Raw genomic sequence first — 17,059 nt, 5'->3', positions numbered from 1 at the left:
AACCTGGGCTCTTCGCTAGGCGAGCAGCGAAGGCTTCAGCTGTTGCAAGCGCCCGAGCAGGCCGTTGATGAACTGCGGAGACTCATCCGTGGACAGCGTCTTGGCCAGTGCAACGGCTTCGCTGACCGCCACTCCGTCGGGGACGTCGTCGTTGTACAGGAGCTCCCAGGTACCGATGCGGAGGATGATGCGGTCCACTGACGGCATCCGTTCCAGGCTCCAGCCCTGCGAGTAGGTCTCCAGGAACTCATCAATGGCTGCCTGCTGGGACACTACGCCCTCAACGATTTCCAAGGTGTAGGGGTTGACCACCTGGTCGGTCTTTTCCCGGCGTGCGCGGAGCACGTCAAATGCCGAAACAGAGCGTTGCTCCGCCTCGAAAAGAACATCCAGTGCCCTGTTGCGGGCTTTACCGCGGGCGCTCACTACTCGGTGACCCGGCCCAGGTAGCTGCCGTCGCGGGTGTCCACCTTGACCTTGGTGTTGTTCTCGATGAACAGCGGCACCTGGATCTCGTAACCCGTTTCCAGGGTGGCAGGCTTAGTGCCGGCGGACGAGCGGTCGCCCTGCAGGCCCGGCTCGGTGTAGGTGATTTCGAGGACGACGCTCGGCGGCAGTTCGATGTAGAGCGGGTTGCCGTCGTGGATGGCGATGTTCACCATCTGGTTCTCAAGCATGAAGTTGGTGGCGTCCCCCACCGTGGCCCCGGAAACGGTGATCTGGTCGTAGTCGGAGGTGTCCATGAACACGAAGTCCGCGCCGTCCTGGTACAGGTACTGGTAGTCGCGGCGGTCGACGGTGGCCGTCTCAATCTTGAGGCCGGCGTTGAAGGTCTTGTCGACAACCTTGCCGGACATCACGTTGCGCATCTTGGTGCGGACAAAGGCGCCGCCCTTGCCGGGCTTGACGTGCTGGAACTCGATGATGTTCCACAACTGGCCCTCAAGCTTCAGGACCGTTCCGTTCTTAATGTCGTTAGTGGTTGCCACTGGTTTCCTCTGGTTCCTTTATCCGGCCGTGTGGGCCAGGTGCTGTATGCCGGGCGGGCAAACCAAAGCGGCCCGCCTGCACGTGTTTGTCAAAAATCGCGTGGATGCAAAAATTCCACAACCATTCTACCGGTAAATACCGGGCAGCTTGTCCGCTGCCGCCGCCTGCCTCCTCAGCAGGCCAATTCCAGGATGTCCCGTGCACGCTGGAGCGCCACGGTGGAGGAATAGATTTGGGCAGCATCCGCGGACTGCGCCACCCGCAGGTCCAGCGCCTTGGAGAACGACTCAACGGCGGCCGAGGTCTGGCCGGCTGCGTACTGGGCCTTGCCCAGGAACTGCAGTGCCAGCGCTTCGCGGGGCGTGCCGTGCACCTCGGCCAGGAGTTGCCGGAACAGCTCTATGGCGCGGTCCATCCGGTGGGTGACGCTCAGTACCTCGGCTTCGAAGACGCGCAGCCGGAACGATTCCGGGTCCTTGAACCGTGCTTCGGCCAGCAGTTCAGCCGCCTCGGAGGCATGGCCCTCGACCAGCAGGACGAAAATGTGGTCCGCGGGGTCGGTGGAGGCCGACAGGGCTTCCCGGACAGCGTCCTCGTTGACGATCTGGGGCATCAGGGTATCCGGGTTTATGCGGATGCCGGGAAATCCGGCCTGGGGCCAGTCGGCCGTGCCATTCATGTCGCCCTGCATCAGGACGCAATTTCCTGGTACGCGGCGAACAGCAGCGAGGTGTCCGGCACATCAAGGATGCCCGGCTTGGCGATTCCGTCCAGCACCACGAAACGCAGCAGGTCGCCGCGGGACTTCTTGTCGCGGCGCATCCCATCCAGCAGACCCTGCCAGCGGTCCCGGCGATAGGTGACCGGCAGCCCAAGGCCGTCCAGGATGCTTCGGTGCCGGTCGGCGTCGGCATCGCTGAGCCTGCCCACGCTGCGGGCAAGCTCGGCCGCAAACATCATGCCGACGGACACGGCTGCGCCGTGCCGCCACGAGTAGCGTTCCACCAGCTCGATGGCGTGGCCCAGGGTGTGTCCGTAATTCAGGATTTCCCGGAGCCCGGATTCTTTGAGGTCCTCGGAAACCACCTTCGCCTTGACGGCGATGGCGCGTTCAATCAGCTCGCGCAGCGCGTCGGAGCGGGGGTCCACCACTGCGGCCGGGTCTTTCTCCACGAGATCGAGGATGGCGGGGTCGGCAATGAAGCCGCACTTGATGACCTCGGCAAGCCCGGAAATGATCTCGTTCTTCGGCAGCGTTTCCAGCGTGTCCAGGTCGGCCAGGACGGCCGCGGGCGGGTGGAACGCCCCGACCAGGTTCTTTCCTTCCGCGGTGTTGATGCCGGTTTTGCCGCCTACCGAGGCGTCCACCATGCCCAGCAGGCTGGTGGGCATGTGGATGACCTTGACGCCGCGCAGCCACGTAGCGGCAACGAAGCCGGCGAGGTCGGTGACTGCTCCCCCGCCCACAGCCACGATGGCGTCCGAGCGGGTGAAGTCGTTCTGGCCCAGGACCTGCCAGCAGAATGCCGCGACCTGGATGTGCTTGCCTTCCTCGGCGTCCGGGATTTCCGCCGTAAGCGAGGTGAAGCCGGCCTCGGCCAGCTCGTCGCGGACGGTGTCTCCGGTGAGGCGCAGCGCGCGGGGGTGGATCACCAGCACCCGGCGGACGCGTTCACCCAACAGGGCGGGAAGTTCTCCAAGCAGGCCGCGCCCCACGACGACGCCGTAGTTGTTTCCAGCACCTTCGCCGGTGACGTTGATGACTGTTGATTGAGTGTTCACTTCTCAACTTCCTGTTTGGCAGCTGCGTGGTGCCGCAGTGCTGCTTCCAGCCGTGCGCCGAGCTCGGGTATGGAGCCGTGGCGGACGTCCAGGGTGATGTCGGCCAGCCTCTCGTAGACCGGCCTGCGGGTGGCAAACATTGCTGTCCAGCGGCCCATGGCGTCGCCGGCGAGGAGTGGCCGGCCCGAGTTCCGGGCGATCCTGCCTGCCACCGTATCAGCGTCGCATTCGAGGTAGACCACGGTGCAGCGGCCCATGAGCTGCTGGGTCCCGGAGTCCAGTACGGCCCCGCCGCCCAGGGAAATCACCGTGGTGGTCCCGGCCGCGTCCTCAACGGCGTCGGCGACGGTCCGGGCTTCGATTTCGCGGAACGCGTGCTCCCCGCGGCCCGCGAAGATATCGGCGATGGAACCGTGGCCGGCAACGATGACGGCGTCGGTGTCAATGAAGCGGGCGCCCAGCTGTTGCGCCAGTTGCTGGCCGATGGCCGATTTGCCGACGGCCATGGGGCCGATGAGCACGATCGGCCGGCCGCCTGCGGGGCCGGTACTGCTGTGATGGAGCACTACTGGCCGATCGAGTCCAGGGAAGCCGGGATGTTGTCCAGGTAACCCTTGATGTTGCGGGCGGTTTCCGGCACGGAGTCACCACCGAACTTCTCCATGACGGCTTCGGCCAGGACCAGTGCCACCATGGCCTCGGCCACGACGCCCGCAGCCGGGACGGCACAGACGTCGGAGCGCTGGTGGTGGGCCTTGGCCGGTTCGCCGGTGCTGACGTCGATGGTGCGCAGGGCGCGCGGCACGGTGGCGATCGGTTTCATGGCGGCGCGGACCCGGAGGACGTCGCCGATGCTCATGCCGCCTTCGATACCGCCGGCCCGGTTGCTGGCACGGCCGATCCGGCCCTTGCCGTCACGGACAATTTCGTCGTGGGCGGCTGAACCCCGGCGTGCAGCGGTCAGGAAACCGTCGCCCACCTCCACGCCCTTGATGGCCTGGATGCCCATGAGCGCTGCGGCCAGCCGGGCATCGAGCCGGCGGTCCCAGTGCACGTAGCTGCCAAGTCCCGGCGGAAGCCCGTAGGCGAGGACCTCGACCACGCCTCCCAGCGTTTCGCCTTCTTTGTGCGCGGCGTCGACCTCCGCAACCATCGCGTCGGAGGTTTCGCGGTCGAAGCAGCGCAGCGGATCCGTGTCCAACGCGATGACATCGCCGGGCAACGGCAGCGGCCGGCCTTCGGGCACGGTGACGCTGGCGATGGAGACAGTGTGGCTGACCAGTTCGATGCCGAGGTGCCGGAGGAACCGGGCTGCCACGGTGCCGAGGGCAACCCGGGTTGCCGTTTCGCGGGCGCTGGCGCGTTCCAGGACAGGACGCGCTTCATCAAACCCGTATTTCTGCATGCCGGTGAAGTCGGCGTGGCCCGGACGGGGCCGCGTCAGCGGTGCGTTGCGGGCCTGGTCGGCGAGGAGTTCAGCGTCAACGGGGTCGGCAGACATGATCTGCTCCCATTTGGGCCATTCGGTGTTGCCCACCTGGATGGCGACGGGACCGCCCTGGGTGCGGCCGTGCCGTACACCGCCAAGGATGGTGACCACGTCCTGCTCGAATTTCATCCGTGCGCCGCGGCCGTAGCCGAGCCGGCGGCGGGCCAGGGAGTCTGCGATGTCCCCGCTGGTGATTTCCACACCAGCCGGGACGCCCTCAATAATTCCCATCAAAGCCGGGCCATGGGATTCACCGGCAGTCAACCAACGCATAATTTCCATCCTGCCACGTAGGGCGGTCAGAACGCCCGTCGGGCAAGGCCGACTGCGTCACACATCACATCTATGACAGCTGCGTTAACGTCTTCCCCGCGCCGGGTGAAAAGCCGCACCTGCTCCACCGCCTGGTACAACAGCATCTCCAGGCCGGGCACCACGCGGCCGCCTCCGGCCTGCCACACAGAGGCCACCAGGCTGGGCCAGGGATCGTAGGCGACGTCCAGGAGGACTCCCCGCGTCGTCGTCTTCAAGGCGGCGATTTCGGCGGCGAGCCCGTCGGCCGCGCGTGGCGGCAAGGTGGAGATGACGACGTCGGCTTCCGACGTCGGGCGCGCGGCGGCGGTGAGGGGGCGGACCTCCAGCGCGACCCCCAGGCTGTCTGCAGCGGCGCGGACGTCCGACGTACGCGACGAATCACGGACGTACACCTGGACCGTGGTGGTGCCAAGTTCCTTGAGGGCAGCAACAGCCGACGCCGCCGTGCCGCCGCCGCCGAGGATGACGGCGGACGGCGCCGCAGCCGTCCCGGCGTGGCGCAGGGCATTCACGATCCCCGGGACGTCGGTGTTGGAACCTACCGTCTTCACTGCGCCGCCGGATTCCTCGAAGGTGACTGTGTTCACGACCCCCAGGGTCTGGGCCACTCCGCGGACTTCGTCCACTTCATCAAGCATGGCGGTCTTCAGCGGCATGGTCACGGAGAGCCCGCGCCAGCCGGGCTGGTTCCGGATCTGGCGCATGAACGACGGCAGCAACTGCTCGGTGACGTCGATGGCCGTGTAGCTGATGGCCGCGCCCAGCCGCTCATACGCCGAAAGGTGCAGCGCGGGAGACTTTGAGTGGCTGATCGGGTGGCCCAGGACGGCAGCCCGCAGGCTCATGTGCAGCGGCCCGCGTTGGCCTTGCACCACGCGTTGTATTGCTCAACGTTGACGTTATGTTCGGCGAGCGTCTTCGCGAACTTCGTTTCGTTGGTGTCCAGGTTGACGGTCACCCAGTACAGGTAGTCATTGGACTTGGGCCGTGCTGCCGCGTCGATGGCAGTCTTGCCGGGCGAACCAATGGGGCCCGGCGGGAGTCCGGGGTTGGCATAGGTGTTGTACGGGTTGGACTTGTCCTTGCGCTGGTCATCCGTGAAGTTCAGGCTCTTGGTGCCCAAGCCGTAAGTCACCGCCGAATCCACCTGGAGGAAACCGCCTGTCTGGTCGTTCGGCTTGAGCCGGTTATAGATCGCACCGGCCACGTCGCCGTAATCGGCCTGGCCACCCTCGGCCTGGACAATGCTGGCCACAATGACGGCCTCGTACTGCTTGGCGGGGTCGGTGATTCCCTGCGACACCAGCTCATCGGTGGTGGCTTTCACGAGGGCCTGCAGGATGTCCTTGGCCGGGGTTCCGAGCGGGAAGCGGTATTCTCCGGGGGCGAGGTAACCTTCAAGGTTCTTCGCGTTTGCCGGCAATCCAAACTGGGCAGGCTGGTTGCTCAGGGCCTGCAGCTGCTGGATGGAAACGCCCGAACCCTCGGAAACTGCCTGCAGCGACTCACCGATCCGCAGACCTGCGCTCAGGGCGAAGTAGATGACCTTGGACTTGTCTTTGCCGGCCAGGACATCAACGGCGTCGGCGTTCTTCATTTCGGTCTTGAAGACGTAGTCGCCCGGCGACAGCGTTGCGCCGGAGGCATGGAACGCCTGCATGAAGGTGTCGGCATTGGCGACGACCCGCTGGTTCTCAAGGTCCACAGCTACGGACCGGGTGCCCTCGCCGCTTGCCACGGTCACGTGGACCTCGCCGGTCCCCGGTCCGGGGAAGTCCGATGGCTTGCCGCTGCCGAGGAGGGGCTTGAGGAACTGCGCGCCCACGGCCACGGCCGTTACGAACACAGCGAGCGTCAGGAACAGCGCCAGCAACCTGCGCCGGCGCCGGACCTTCTTCGAGGGCCGGGGCACTGACTGGGCTGCCGAGGACACGGGAAGCAGCTCATGGGCGGCATCCGGGTGGGCAGCATCCGGATGCGTATCGTCGTGGTATCCGGCGTCGTATGAATGGTCGTCGGGGATTTCCCCGTAATGGTGCCCGTCGGCGAAGGTGGCGTGGTCCGGGTGGTGGGCCACGTCGTCGTGGTGCTGCACGTCCTGGTGGTGTGCAACGTCCGCGTAGGCGTACGCGTCCCCGGGGTGCTCCGTATCCGGGACATGCGCCAGCTCCTCGTGCTGGTGTACCTCGTCGCCAACCTGCACGTCGTCATGCGGCGGCGCAACGGCGTCGTGGTGGGTTCCGGCGGAAGGCCCGTTACTCCAGGCTCCAGCGGGGCGGGAGTCACCGGGGTGCGGTCCGTCCTGGATGGATGGCGGCGCATCGGGGGCAGCCGGCACGTCCTCGGCGCCAGGCAGCGGAGCAAAGGTTGGTTCTCCGGCCGAGGGTGCGGTTGCCGGCGGCGTGACGGGAGGCGGCGGGACCTCGCCCGTCTCATAGGCCTGCTCGGGGACGGCGTCGTGGCCGCCGGTATTGAGGCTCTTTTCGCGTGCGCGCAGTTCCTTGCGGGTCAACGGCCTCGCGGCCCCGGCGTCCTGCGGGCCGGAAGTGTCGTCAATGTTGGCAGGGCTCACTGTTGCCTTCCATTATCTGAAAATCGGGCCGTGTCTGCGGAGATGGCGCGGACTGGTTCGTCCACCCCACCGGCCCCCAGGTCCACGGTCGGGGATGGCGCTGTCACGCGTGAGCCGACATCCGCTCCCCTGGCTTTCTGCATGTCGATGGCGTGCTGAAGGATACCCGCCGCCGCGACCTGATCAACTACTTTACGGTGGTTCCTGCTGCTCATGCCAGCTTCGTGCAGGTTCCGGTGCGCCGTAACGCTGCTCAGCCGCTCGTCCACGAGGTTCACCGGGACCGCCAAACCGCGGGCGGAAAGCTCTTCAACCAGCAGCAGGGCGTAGTCCGTGGCCATCCTGGCGGACGCGTGTTCTTCGCCCTTCATGGTGCGCGGCAGTCCCACGAAAACCTGGACGGCTCCCTGTTCCTCCGCCAGTTTGGCGATGACCCGCACGTCCGAGTTCTTCTTGGCGTTCCGGTCAAGGGTCTTGTAGGGCGTGGCCAGGATCCCGTCGCGGTCGCACAGGGCCACCCCTACCCGGACGGTGCCCACGTCCACCCCCAGTTTGACGCCCTGGGGGTATCCGCCGGCAGCTGCAGGATTGGTCATGACAGGATTAGCGCGCGGAAATGGCGTCAACGACGGCGGCCAGCGCGGCGCCAACCTTTCCGGCGTCGGTCCCTCCACCCTGGGCAACATCGTCCTTGCCGCCACCGCCACCGCCGAGAACGCCGGCGGCGATCCGGACCAGCGCACCGGCTTTGACGCCGGCCTCCCTGGCTGCCTCGTTGGTGGCCACCAGGATCAGCGGACGGTCGTTGGCGACACCGGCGACGGCAACCGCGGAGGCCGCCGAGCCGAGCCGGTTGCGCAGGTCCAGGGCCAGGCCGCGGAGGTCGTCGGCTCCACTGACGGTGCCGGCGTCGTGGGCCAGCACCTTCACTCCCCCGGCGTCCTTGGCCGTGTCCGCCAGCCGCGCGGCAGAGGCGGCCAACTGTTCCTTGCGGAGCCGGTCCAGTTCCTTCTCGGTGGCCTTCAGCTTGGCCAGCGTGGCGGAAATCCTGTCGGCGAGCTGGCCGGACGGGACTTTCAGCAGGTCGGTCAGTTCGGTCACCAGGGCCCGCTCGGCGGCAAGGTGGCGGAAGGCTTCCATGCCCACGAAGGCTTCCACGCGCCTGTTGCCTGAACCGACGGACTGTTCGCCCAGGAGGGACAGGCTGCCGATCAGCGAGGTGTTGGCAACGTGGGTGCCGCCGCAAAGCTCGCGCGACCACGCGCCGTCGATTTCCACCACGCGTACTTCGCTGCCGTAGTTCTCGCCGAAGAGGGCCATGGCACCCATGGCCTTCGCCTCGGCCAGGCCCATGATCTTCGTTTCCACCGCGTAGTTGTTGCGGATGGCAAGGTTGGACACCTCTTCGATTTCCGAACGCGTCGCCGTGCTCAGGCCTTCGCCCCAGGCAAAGTCGAAGCGCAGGTAGCCGGCCTTGTTGAAGGAGCCGCGCTGGGTGGCCTCCGGCCCGAGGATCTGGTGCAGGGCGGCATGCACGATGTGCGTGCCCGTGTGGGCCTGCTCGGCGGCGTGCCGGCGTTCACGGTCGACGGCGGCGCGCACCAGCGAGTCCGCGCCGATCTCGCCTTCGCGGACAATCGCCTTGTGTACGCTCAGGCCCTTGATGGGTCGCTGGACGTCCAGAACCTCGACGACGAACCCGTCACCGGTGATGAGGCCGGTGTCGGCAGCCTGGCCGCCGGCCTCGGCGTAGAACGGGGTTTCGGCGAGCACGAGTTCGATTTCGTCGCCGGTGGCAGCCTGCTGGACCTTGCGTCCGGCGCTCAGGAGGCCGCGGACACGGGACTCGCCTTCGAGTTCGGTGTAGCCGGTGAAGACCGTCTCACCCTGGCCCAGGAGCTCCTGGAACACGGTGACGTCGGCGTGGCCGCCCTTCTTGCCCTTGGCATCTGCCTGGGCGCGCTGGCGCTGTTCCTGCATCAGGCTGCGGAAGGCAGCCTCGTCAACCTTCAAGCCCGCCTCTTCGGCCATCTCGAGCGTGAGGTCGATGGGGAAGCCGTAGGTGTCATGGAGGGTAAAGGCGTCCTCGCCGGACAGCGGCTTGTTGGCTGCCTTGGATTCCTTCACGGCGTCCTCAAGCCGCGCAGTCCCGGACGCAATGGTGCGCAGGAACGCTTTCTCCTCGGCGTAGGCGATGCGGCTGATCCGGGCGAAGTCGGTGTCAACGACGGGGTACACGCCCTTCATGGCATCCCGCGACGCCGGCAGCAGCTCCGGCAGGCAGGCCTGTTCGACGCCCAGCAGGCGCATGGAGCGCACGGCACGCCGGATCAGGCGGCGCAGGACGTAGCCGCGGCCCTCGTTGGACGGGGTGACGCCGTCGGAGATCAGCATCAGGGCCGAGCGGATGTGGTCGGCCACAACCCGCATCCGGACGTCGTCCGTGTGGTGGGGGTCCTCGGGAGTCTCAGCGGAGGTGTACTCCTTGCCGGAGAGTTCCGCGGCCTTGTCGATGACCGGCCGGACCTGGTCGGTCTCGTACATGTTCTCGACACCTTGCAGGATCATGGCGAGGCGTTCCATGCCCAGGCCCGTGTCGATGTTCTTCTTGGGCAGCTCGCCCACGATGTCGAAGTCCACCTTGGAGCGCACGTTCTCGATCTGGTACTGCATGAACACGAGGTTCCAGATCTCGATGTAGCGGGTCTCGTCAGCCAGCGGGCCGCCTTCGATGCCGTAGGCCGGTCCGCGGTCGTAGTAGATCTCCGAGCAGGGCCCGGCCGGACCCGGCTGGCCGGTGGACCAGTAGTTGTCCGACTTGCCCATCCGCTGGATGCGTTCAGCGGGGACGCCGGTGTTCTTGAGCCACAGTTCCTCGGCTTCGTCGTCCTCTTCGTAGACGGTCACCCACAGCCGCTCGGGCGGAAGGCCGTAGCCGCCGTCGTCAACGCTCGTGGTGAGCAGCTCCCAGGCGAACTTGATGGCGTCTTCCTTGAAGTAGTCGCCGAACGAGAAGTTGCCGCACATCTGGAAGAAGGTGCCGTGCCGGGCCGTCTTGCCCACTTCTTCGATGTCACCGGTGCGGATGCACTTTTGCACGCTGGTGGCACGGGAGTAGGGCGGTTCCTCACGGGCTGTGAGGTAGGGGATGAACGGGACCATGCCGGCCACCGTGAACAGCAGCGAGGGGTCGCTGGAGACCAGCGATGCGGAGGGAACCGCGGTGTGGCCCTTGCTGACAAAAAAGTCCACCCAGCGCTTAGTGATCTCCTGCGACTTCATGAGCTGTTTTCTTACCCTTCGTGGTCCGCGGCTCCTGCCGGGCGCGGAAAGTTAATTCAGGTGGCGGGATCCGGGATTGGTTCCTGCCGGTTTTCGTTGGCTGCCGTTGCTTGCCCCGGGGCTCAGCGGCGCACCAGTTCCGCGGAGTCGACGCCCAGTGCGGCGCGGAGGTCGGTCTCACGCTCGCGCATTCCGGCCCGGACGGCATCAGCGAAGTCGTAGACGCCGTCTGCCAGGCGCCCAACAGCACGGTTGAGGCCTTCGGGTCCGAGGTTGGCCTGCGCCTCGGTGACTTTACGGAACGCGATGACGCCGATGGCTACGCCAATTCCCATCCAAACAATTCTTTTCATGTTCGTTCTTTTCGAATCTAGCGGCTGCGGCGGCCGGCTGCGGGCTTCCTGCGGTTCGCGAAGGCGCTGCGCACGCCGTAGCTGAACGCGGCCACCTTGATCAGCGGCGAACCCACCGTGGCGGCGACCAGCGAAGACAGGGCGGAAATGTTGGCGGATGCATCCGAGACGTTGGACGAGATGCCGTCGACCTTCTTCAACTGCTGGTTGGTGGTCGAAACGGTGGCGGTGACCTCGTCCATCAGGGGCGTGGCGCCGTCACTGATGGACTTGATGGCGGTGCGCACCTCGTCGAACACACTTCCCAGCTTCAGGATGGGTACCGCGAGCAGCAGCACCAGGAGCGCGAACACCCCGGCAGCGATCAGGCCGGCAATATCGCCACCAGACATAGACGTTCATCTCCTCGAAATTCCGTGGTCGGGTTCCATCCTGGCCGGGCCCGGAAGGCCCGATGCGCAGATGTCCCCCAAGTACCTTACATACAAAGAAGCCCGTGGCGCTTGCCACGGGCTTCTTTGGATACGCTGCTGGGATTTAGCGTGCGTAGAATTCGACGACGAGCTGCTCTTCGCAGGTCACCGGGATTTCCGAACGCTTGGGGCGGCGGACCAGGCGGGCCTGCAGGGCTTCCAGCTTGACGTCCAGGTAGGCCGGAACGGCAGGCAGGACGTCGCGGTGGGCACCGGCGGCGGCAACCTGGAGCGGAACCATGGTCTCGCTGCGGCTGTGGACGTGGACCAGTTGGCCCTCGCCGACGCGGAACGACGGACGGTCAACGCGGACGCCGTCAACCATGATGTGGCGGTGCACAACCAGCTGGCGGGCCTGGGCGATGGTGCGGGCGAAGCCGGCACGCAGGACCAGGGCGTCAAGGCGCATTTCGAGCAGTTCGATGAGGTTCTCACCGGTCAGGCCCTTGGTGCGGCGGGCTTCTTCGAAGGCACGGGTCATCTGTGCTTCGCGGATGCCGTACTGGGCGCGCAGGCGCTGCTTTTCGCGCAGACGTACGGCGTAGTCGGAGTCCTGCTTCTTGCGGGCGCGGCCATGCTCACCGGGGCCGTACGGGCGGCGCTCCATGTACTTGGCGGCCTTGGGGGTCAGAGCGATGCCGAGGGACCGCGAGAGGCGGGCCTGACGGCGAGCACGAGTGTTGTTAGCCACTTGTGTCCTTCCAATATCTGCGGTGTGTCAGTGTTACTGGCCTCCACGATGGAGAGCATCGGCCAACCGCTGCCTTTTGCTACTGGGCACAGGGCATAACCTTCTCAACGGTAAAATTGGGGAGATTGTGCGCCGGGCCTTGCCAGACAAACATATAGCCTACCACGGCAGCTACGTGCCCCTCACAATCTTCCGCAGCCGCTCCAGCCGCACGGCGATGTCCCGTTCGGCTCCATTGCCCGTTGGCTGGTAGTAGTCCCGCCCCACCAGGTCATCCGGCGGATACTGCTGGCTGGCCACCCCGTGCGGAGCATCGTGGGCGTACTTGTAGCCCACACCATGGCCCAGCTGCTTGGAGCCCGGATAGTGTGCATCGCGCAGGTGGGCGGGGATTCCGACCCCGAGGCCGGCCCGCACATCGGCGATCGCCTTGTTGATGCCCATATAGGCGGCGTTGGACTTCGGCGCGGTGGCCAGGTGGACCACTGCCTCGGCCAGGATGATCCGCCCTTCCGGCATCCCGATCAGCTGCACTGCCTGTGCTGCGGCCACCGCCGTCTGGAGCGCGGTGGGATCCGCCATGCCCACATCCTCTGCCGCGGAAATGACGATCCGCCGGGCGACGAACCGGGGGTCCTCCCCCGCTTCGAGCATCCGCGCGAGGTAATGCAGTGCGGCATCCACGTCGGAGCCCCGGATGGACTTGATGAAGGCGCTGGCCACGTCATAGTGCTGGTCGCCGGCCCGGTCGTACCGTACCGCGGCTGCGTCCAGGGCACGCTCGGTGTGGCGCAACTCCACCGTGACCGGCTCGGTGGTGCCGCTGCCCTCCGGGACGGAACGTTCGACGTCGTCCGCGTCCCCGAAGGCAACCCCCGCCGCGGCTTCCAGCGCCGTCAACGCCCGGCGGGCGTCGCCGCCGGAGAGCCGGACCAGGTGGTCAAGGGCCTCGTCGCCAAGCCTGACCTTGCCGCCGAGACCGCGGGGGTCTTCCACGGCCCGCACCAGCAGGCCCTCTATATCGGCGTCCGTGAGTGGCTTGAGCGTCAGGAGCAGGGACCGTGACAGCAGCGGGGAGACCACGGAAAAGGACGGGTTCTCGGTAGTGGCCGCCACCAGGACCACCCAGCGGTTTTCGACCCCTGGCAGCAACGCATCCTGCTGGGCCTTGTTGAACCGGTGGATCTCGTCCAGGAAGAGCACGGTGGTGGTCTTGTAGAGGTCGCGGGCCGTCAGGGCGTCGTCCATGACGCGCCGGACGTCCTTGACCCCTGCCGTGATGGCGGACAGTTCAACGAATTTTCGTCCGGGCCCGCGGGCAATGACATGCGCAAGGGTGGTCTTGCCGGTGCCCGGGGGTCCCCACAGGACCAGCGAGCTGGGACCCGCCGGGCCTGCGGCGTCGGCTCCCGCCGCCAGCTGCCGCAGGGGTGAGCCCTGGCCGAGCAGGTGCTGCTGGCCCACCACCTCATCCACGCTGCGCGGCCGCATGCGCACCGCCAGCGGGCTCCGCGGCGATCCCTGTCCGCGTGCACCCTGTCCTCGCGCGCCTTGTCCTCCGGTACCGGCGCCTGCCTCGGCGACGGCATCGTCGTCGTCGTCGTTTTCTGGGCCGTGCCCGAAGAGATCATCCACATAGATAGGCTACTTCCAGTCCCCTCCTGCATTTTCCCGCCCCCACCACAGCGAAGGAACACTTATGCCCGCCACCGCTTCCGCCGGCGGCCCGCCATCGGTCCGGACGGCATTCGTGGCCGGCGCCCGGCTGGCCGGCTGGGTGGAACGCTTCGGCTCCTCCCACGGCGGCTTCCGGTTGCGGGATGACGACGACGGTCTCCGGCTTTTGGCCGCTGACGGCACTGAGGCGCTCCTGCAGGCGCCGTGGCCGGCTGACGGCCGTCCCGGACGCGGCAACGGCCCGGTGGATCGGCTGGCCGCCCTTGCGTCCCAGCCGCGCCGGCTGGGACTGCTCCTGGTGCGTCGGGGCGGCTACGGCGTCGGGGTGGCATGCGAAGGCATGCTGCTGGCGTCCAAGGCCGGGACCCGGTACGTTCAGTCGCGTACCGCGGCGGGCGGCCAGTCCCAGCAGCGGTTTGCCCGGCGCCGTTCCAACCAGGCGGATGCCTTGGTGGCCTCCGTGGCGGAACAAGCGGCTGGGGTATTCGGTGGTGCGCCGTTCGAGTACGTGGTGCCGGGCGGTGACCGGGCCCTGGCTGACCTTGTCCTGCAGCAACCGCCGTTGCGGCCCTATCTCCCGCTGCCCCGGCTCGCACATCTCAACGTCACTGAGCCGCGGGCGGCCGTGCTGAAGAAGGCGGCGGCGCACGCCTGCTCCGTCCGGGTCACGGTAACCGACCCGTCCGGCTAACGTGGGCCGCCGCCTGGTCAGCAGCCCGTCAGCGGCCGGCGGGGCCGCTCCTGGCGGTACAGGTAGCGCCCGTACTCACTGAAGCCCGCCCTTGAATAGAGCTCCCGGGCACCATGGTTCTGCGCCGTCACCAGCAGCCAGAAGTCCGTCATACCGTGGTCGACGCCGGCATGCAGCAGCGCATGGAGAATGGCTGCCGCAAACCCCTTGCGGCGCGCGCCAGTCCGTGTGGCCATGCCATACACCCCACCGAGGGTGCTGCCGGCAGGCATGGCAAGGCGTCCGACGGCGGCGGCGCGGCCGTCGCTGTCCCGCGCCAGGGCGTACAGCGACGGGCAACCTTCGAGGATTGCCCGTGCGGTGCCCAAGGCATCCTTGCCGCCGCGGCCGTCCACCTCCCACCAGACCCGCAGCCAGTCCTCGGACGGCATCGGTGCCAGTTCAACCGCCGCGCCGTTATGGCCGCCTTCAGGGGTACCGCCCGCGGCCGCGCTGCGTGTCATGACCACGGTCTCGGACTGGCGGGTGAACCCCTCGGCGTCGAGCAGGTCCTGGAGCGCTGCCGTGGCGGGGTGGTCGAACAGTTGGAAGATCACGGGCAGCCGGCGGAGGCGGTACCAGGCCCTTGCTTCGGCGAGCAAGGCGGCCAGGTCGCCGTCGGAGTGGCCGTCCTCCAGGACACGCGGCCAGATGGAGTTGGCCCGCTGCGTGACGCCATCCGCCGCCCGGAGCACCCAGTTTCCGGCCTCCTGCCGTTCCCGGGCCGGCCACGCTGCATCCATGGCAGATTCGAGTTCCAGGGCACTGGGTTTCACATCGTCCGGGCTCGCCACCGGCATTCCTTCCTTAACGGCCGAAGGTCCCCCGGTTTCCCCGGGGAACCTTCGGTGACGGACGGCGCCCTGCGGCTGCCGTCCTTCGTCTACTTCTTTTCTTCCGGCTTCTTAGCCTCCGGCTTGAAGTCCACGCCGGCCTCTTTGCGCTGCTGCGGCGTAATGGGCGCCGGAGCCTCGGTCAGGGGGTCATGGCCGCCGCCGGACTTCGGGAAGGCGATGACGTCGCGGATGGACTCCACGCCGGCGAGCAGCGAAACAACGCGGTCCCAGCCGAAGGCGATGCCGCCGTGCGGGGGTGCGCCGTACTTGAAGCCCTCCAGCAGGAAGCCGAATTTGGTCTGCGCGTCTTCCTTGTCCAGGCCCATGAGCTCAAAGACCCGTTCCTGGACCTCACGCTGGTGGATACGGATGGAGCCACCGCCGATTTCGTTGCCGTTGCACACGATGTCGTAAGCGTAGGACAGCGCCGATTCCGGGTCCTTGTCAAAGGTGTCCAGGAACTCGGGCTTCGGTGAGGTGAAGGCGTGGTGGACGGCGGTCCACTTGCCGGCACCGACGGCGACGTCACCGGAGGCGATGGCGGCGGCGGCAGGCTCGAACATCGGTGCGTCCACGACCCAGCAGAAAGCCCATGCGGTGGGGTCGATCAGGCCGGTGCGGTGGCCGATTTCCACGCGCGCGGCGCCCAGCAGGGCACGCGATGGCGTCTTCTCGCCGGCGGCGAAGAAGATGCAGTCGCCGGGCTTGGCGCCGACGGCGTCGGCCAGGCCGGCGCGTTCGGTGTCGGTGAGGTTCTTGGCCACGGGGCCCGCGAGTTCGCCGTCTTCCTTGTAGAGGACGTAGGCCAGGCCTTTGGCGCCGCGCTGCTTGGCCCATTCCTGCCAGGCATCCAGGGCGCGGCGTGCCTGCGAAGCGCCGCCGGGCATCACGACTGCGCCGACGTAGGGGGCCTTGAAGACGCCGAAGTTGGTGTCCTTGAAGAATTCGGTGAGCTCGGTCAGTTCCTGCCCGAAGCGAAGGTCAGGCTTATCGGAACCGAAGCGCGCCATGGCGTCCGCATAGGTGATGCGCTCGATGGGGGTGGGGATGTCGGCACCGATGAGCTGCCATACGGCCTTGACGATGTTCTCGCCCAGCCGGATGATGTCGTCCTGGTCCACGAAGCTGGCCTCGATGTCCAGTTGCGTGAATTCCGGCTGGCGGTCCGCGCGGAAGTCCTCGTCCCGGTAGCAGCGGGCGATCTGGTAGTACTTCTCAAAGCCGCCCACCTGCAGCAGCTGCTTGAACAGCTGCGGGGACTGTGGGAGGGCGTACCAGGAACCCGGTGCCAGGCGGGCCGGAACCAGGAAGTCGCGGGCACCTTCCGGCGTGGAGCGGGTCAGCGTCGGGGTCTCGATCTCCACGAAGCCCTCGTCGTGGAGCAATTCACGGGCCACGCGGTTGGCCTCGGAGCGCAGGCGCAGGTTCCGGCTGGGGCCCGGACGGCGGAGGTCGAGGTAGCGGTGCTTGAGGCGCGCTTCCTCGCCCACCTCGACGTGCTCGTCAATCTGGAAGGGCAGCGGGTCCGACGTGTTGAGGATGGTGACGTCCTCGGCGATGACCTCAATCTCGCCCGTGGCCAGCGCCGGGTTCTCGTTGCCCTCGGGGCGGCGGGAAACAGTGCCCTTGACCTGCAGGACGTACTCGTTGCGCAGGCCATGGAAGACCTCTTCTTCACGCACCACCACCTGCGAGACGCCGGAAGCATCGCGCAGGTCCACGAAGGCCACACCACCGTGGTCACGACGGCGGCCCACCCAGCCGGCCAGGGTTACGGTTTGTCCAATGTGCTCGGAACGGAGGGATCCGAGGTCATGTGTGCGCAGCACAGCACGCCTTTCTGCGGGAAAACAGTGGGAAGTTCAATAT

17 protein-coding genes are annotated in these 17,059 nt (G+C 66.9%); 1 reads left to right on the top strand and 16 read right to left on the bottom strand.

Annotated features, from left to right (window positions below; all coding sequences use genetic code 11):
* Positions 1-15: 15 nt before the first annotated feature.
* The 14 genes from nusB to AC4EEO_RS08560 all read right to left on the bottom strand — a co-directional run bounded on the left by nusB (position 16) and on the right by AC4EEO_RS08560 (position 13,582).
* Complete coding sequence (gene nusB, locus AC4EEO_RS08625) at positions 16-426, bottom strand: transcription antitermination factor NusB (protein WP_018761427.1); 411 nt, start codon at positions 424-426, stop codon at positions 16-18.
* Positions 426-989, bottom strand: coding sequence for an elongation factor P (efp, locus tag AC4EEO_RS08620; RefSeq protein WP_018761428.1), 564 nt, complete (start codon positions 987-989; stop codon positions 426-428). The genes nusB and efp overlap by 1 nt, the downstream gene beginning before the upstream one ends.
* Positions 990-1,162: 173 nt before the next feature.
* The gene (locus AC4EEO_RS08615) at positions 1,163-1,681 is read right to left on the bottom strand and encodes a tetratricopeptide repeat protein (RefSeq protein ID WP_018761429.1); all 519 of its coding nucleotides are present in this window, start codon (positions 1,679-1,681) and stop codon (positions 1,163-1,165) included.
* Complete coding sequence (gene aroB, locus AC4EEO_RS08610; RefSeq protein WP_018761430.1) at positions 1,681-2,772, bottom strand: 3-dehydroquinate synthase; 1,092 nt, start codon at positions 2,770-2,772, stop codon at positions 1,681-1,683. Before aroB ends, AC4EEO_RS08615 begins: the two co-directional genes overlap by 1 nt.
* Positions 2,769-3,278: a shikimate kinase gene (locus AC4EEO_RS08605; RefSeq protein ID WP_491330927.1), complete on the bottom strand. Its 510-nt coding sequence runs from the start codon at positions 3,276-3,278 to the stop codon at positions 2,769-2,771. Before AC4EEO_RS08605 ends, aroB begins: the two co-directional genes overlap by 4 nt.
* 59 nt (positions 3,279-3,337) lie before the next feature.
* A complete protein-coding gene (gene aroC / locus AC4EEO_RS08600; RefSeq protein ID WP_026264491.1) occupies positions 3,338-4,537 on the bottom strand; it encodes a chorismate synthase in 1,200 nt (399 codons plus the stop codon).
* A 23-nt stretch (positions 4,538-4,560) separates the two neighbouring features.
* A complete protein-coding gene (locus AC4EEO_RS08595; RefSeq protein ID WP_491340268.1) occupies positions 4,561-5,421 on the bottom strand; it encodes a shikimate dehydrogenase in 861 nt (286 codons plus the stop codon).
* The gene (mltG, locus tag AC4EEO_RS08590; RefSeq protein WP_491340267.1) at positions 5,418-7,148 is read right to left on the bottom strand and encodes an endolytic transglycosylase MltG; all 1,731 of its coding nucleotides are present in this window, start codon (positions 7,146-7,148) and stop codon (positions 5,418-5,420) included. Before mltG ends, AC4EEO_RS08595 begins: the two co-directional genes overlap by 4 nt.
* Positions 7,145-7,744 (bottom strand): Holliday junction resolvase RuvX, encoded by a 600-nt coding sequence (ruvX, locus tag AC4EEO_RS08585; protein ID WP_285318014.1) that lies wholly within the window; start codon positions 7,742-7,744, stop codon positions 7,145-7,147. Before ruvX ends, mltG begins: the two co-directional genes overlap by 4 nt.
* Positions 7,745-7,751: 7 nt before the next feature.
* Positions 7,752-10,430, bottom strand: a complete 2,679-nt coding sequence (gene alaS, locus AC4EEO_RS08580) for an alanine--tRNA ligase (RefSeq protein WP_491340266.1) — start codon at positions 10,428-10,430, stop codon at positions 7,752-7,754.
* Between the two features lie 122 nt (positions 10,431-10,552).
* Positions 10,553-10,765, bottom strand: a complete 213-nt coding sequence (locus AC4EEO_RS08575; RefSeq protein WP_018761437.1) for a hypothetical protein — start codon at positions 10,763-10,765, stop codon at positions 10,553-10,555.
* A 35-nt stretch (positions 10,766-10,800) separates the two neighbouring features.
* Positions 10,801-11,175 (bottom strand): DUF948 domain-containing protein, encoded by a 375-nt coding sequence (locus AC4EEO_RS08570; protein WP_018761438.1) that lies wholly within the window; start codon positions 11,173-11,175, stop codon positions 10,801-10,803.
* A 145-nt stretch (positions 11,176-11,320) separates the two neighbouring features.
* The gene (gene rpsD, locus AC4EEO_RS08565; protein WP_009357431.1) at positions 11,321-11,947 is read right to left on the bottom strand and encodes a 30S ribosomal protein S4; all 627 of its coding nucleotides are present in this window, start codon (positions 11,945-11,947) and stop codon (positions 11,321-11,323) included.
* 171 nt (positions 11,948-12,118) lie between these two features.
* On the bottom strand, positions 12,119-13,582 hold the full coding sequence (locus tag AC4EEO_RS08560) for a replication-associated recombination protein A (protein ID WP_491340265.1): 1,464 nt from the start codon (positions 13,580-13,582) through the stop codon (positions 12,119-12,121).
* A gap of 64 nt (positions 13,583-13,646) precedes the next feature.
* On the opposite strand from AC4EEO_RS08560, the gene AC4EEO_RS08555 reads away from it, so the two are divergent.
* Positions 13,647-14,315, top strand: a complete 669-nt coding sequence (locus AC4EEO_RS08555) for an acVLRF1 family peptidyl-tRNA hydrolase (protein ID WP_491329996.1) — start codon at positions 13,647-13,649, stop codon at positions 14,313-14,315.
* 17 nt (positions 14,316-14,332) lie between these two features.
* Here the strand turns inward: AC4EEO_RS08555 and AC4EEO_RS08550 are convergent, their stop codons facing one another.
* Positions 14,333-15,154 (bottom strand): GNAT family N-acetyltransferase, encoded by an 822-nt coding sequence (locus AC4EEO_RS08550; RefSeq protein ID WP_491329997.1) that lies wholly within the window; start codon positions 15,152-15,154, stop codon positions 14,333-14,335.
* Between the two features lie 83 nt (positions 15,155-15,237).
* The gene (gene aspS, locus AC4EEO_RS08545) at positions 15,238-17,019 is read right to left on the bottom strand and encodes an aspartate--tRNA ligase (RefSeq protein WP_109044539.1); all 1,782 of its coding nucleotides are present in this window, start codon (positions 17,017-17,019) and stop codon (positions 15,238-15,240) included.
* Positions 17,020-17,059 lie beyond the last annotated feature (40 nt).

It is taken from the genome of Pseudarthrobacter sp. MOO13, assembly GCF_058267655.1.
This window is presented reverse-complemented; position numbering and strand designations above follow the sequence as displayed.